This window comes from Streptomyces sparsus, from assembly GCF_054776295.1.
Genome location: NZ_BAAHCA010001313.1, coordinates 1 through 1043, shown reverse-complemented (window position 1 = coordinate 1043; position 1043 = coordinate 1). Strand labels below are relative to the sequence as shown.

Sequence of the window (1043 nt, the reverse complement as noted above, 5' to 3'; positions counted from 1 at the left end):
CCGCTCCGCCGCACCCGCCGACGCGCCCTACGACCTGGTGGTGCTCTCCTGCGTGGGCGGCACCGTGCAGGCGATGCTGCACGGCGTCGCACACCGCTGGTCGGACGCCGGGAACGGCGACGGCACCGCGGACGCCGCGGACGCGGAAGGCACCGCGGACGCCGGAGGTGCCGGGTCCACCGCGCCGGCCGACGGCCGACGCCGACCCGTCCTGGTCACCGGCTACGTGGGCGTCGTCTACGAGAAGCTCGCCGACGGACTGCTGCTCCGCAACGGCGCCGACGTCGTGCTGGCCAACTCCGCCTACGACGCCGAGCGGTTCCGCGCGGTCTACGCCGGAGTCGGGGCCGACCCCTCGGCCGTCGTGCGGTGCGCGCTGCCGTTCCTCGGGGGCGAGCCGCACCGGCCCTCCACCGAACGGCCGTTCACCGTCACCTTCGCCGTGCAGCCCTCGGTGCCCGCCAGCCGCGCGGACCGGCTCTACCTGCTGCGCCGCGCCGCGGAGCACGCCCGGACGCACCCGGAACGCGAGGTGCTGATCAAGCTGCGCAGCAAGCCTGGGGAGCAGACCACCCACATCGAGGAGCAGCCCTACCAGCGCCTGGTGGGCCGGCTGCCCGGCGGTCTGCCCGCCAACTGCCGCCTCCAGTACGGGCACATGGGTGAGGTGCTGGACCGCACCGACCTGCTGGTGACGGTCAGCTCCACCGCCGCCCTGGAGTCCCTGCACCGGCGGATACCCACCGCCGTGCTGACCGACCTGGGCATCCGCGAGGCGCTCGGCAACCACCACTTCATCGGTTCCGGCTGCCTGGCCTCCTGGGACGAACTCGACGCCGGCCTGCTGCCGAAGGCCGACCCGGAGTGGACCACGCACCAGGGCGTCACCTCCGACGGGCCCCACGAGGCGACCTTCGACGCCGCCCGGGCCCGGGTCGCCGAACTGGTCGGCCGGCCTGAACTGCCGCCGGTCCGCCCCTACTACACGGCGACCACCGCACCCGGCTACCTGCCGGGCGTGCTCGCCCGGCACGGCCTCGGCC

1 protein-coding gene is annotated in these 1043 nt (G+C 75.1%); it reads left to right on the top strand.

The genetic code is table 11. The features are described 5' to 3' along the window. Positions 1-1043 (top strand): DUF6716 putative glycosyltransferase (locus ACYVE9_RS28125; RefSeq protein WP_461030708.1); only part of this gene is annotated, 1043 nt, incomplete at both ends.